Genomic DNA, 1,042 nt, shown 5'->3' with positions numbered 1-1,042 from the left:
GAATCAAAGTCTAAATATACAGAAACAGTCAAAGTCCTGATGACTGCTCTTGAAATGAGAGATAAGTATACAGAAGGTCATTCAAGGAACGTTGCTAAAATAGTTAGAGCAATAGGAGAGGAACTAAACTATAGCGACAGCCATATAGAAGAGTTAGAACTTGCTGCATATTTACATGACATTGGTAAAATAGGTATTCCCGACAGTATATTAAATAAGCCAGAAAAGTTAACAGAAGATGAATATAAGCAAATAAAAAGTCACACAGTCATAGGCTATGATATAGTTAAAGGAATAAAGGACCTAGGAAAAATTCCTGAACTAGTTAGACACCACCATGAAAGATATGATGGTAAAGGATACCCTGATGGCAAAAAAGGGGACGAGCTAGATATAGATGTATATATATTACAGCTTGCTGATTCAGTAGATGCTATGTCTACAGATAGAATATATAGAAAGGCATTAAGCCCAGAACAAATAAAAGCTGAACTTATAAAAAACCGTGGACTTCAGTTTCATCCAAAAATTGTTGATATATATTTAAAAATTTGTGATAAAGAAAATCTATGTAATTCGAGGGGTTAAGTATGTTTTTAGCATCACTTATTATCGGACTTATAATTGGTTTTATTCTAAAGGGTGACATAAGAAAAATAGATGTCTCAAACATAAAAGGACCTTATCTTGCAGTAGCTGCCTTTTCTATTGAATTTATTCTTTTTAATCTCATAAGAAGAGGCGTTATAGAAAGAAGTAACTTAACTTATATATTTTATCTAACTCAATATCTACTCATATTAATCTTTATTTATCTCAATAGAAAGGATTATGCCTTCCTTGTAATAGGTTTAGGCATAATATTAAATGCACTTGCCATATTTTTAAACGGTGGTGCAATGCCTGTAAGCCCAGAAGCTATGGTTAAAGCAGGAATGGCACCTTCAATTGAATATGTAAAGGAAACAATGGCTTCATCTGAAGGCTTATACGCAGTACAAAACTCAAAAACAATTTTACCTTTTTTAGGTGACTGTATCGC

Annotated in this window: 2 protein-coding genes; both read left to right on the top strand. The window is 32.5% G+C overall.

From position 1 onward, the window contains the following. The coding region (locus N2712_08015; protein MCX8029922.1) for an HD-GYP domain-containing protein at positions 1–588 on the top strand (588 nt) is incomplete at its 5' end. A gap of 2 nt (positions 589–590) precedes the next feature. Next, positions 591–1,042 (top strand): DUF5317 domain-containing protein (locus N2712_08010; protein ID MCX8029921.1); only part of this gene is annotated, 452 nt, incomplete at its 3' end.

The sequence above is a fragment of the Brevinematales bacterium genome, assembly GCA_026415355.1.
Taxonomy (GTDB): Bacteria; Spirochaetota; Brevinematia; order DTOW01; family DTOW01; genus SKYB106.
The sequence above is the reverse complement of the archived record's forward strand: the minus strand, read 5'-3'. Positions and strand labels throughout refer to the sequence as shown.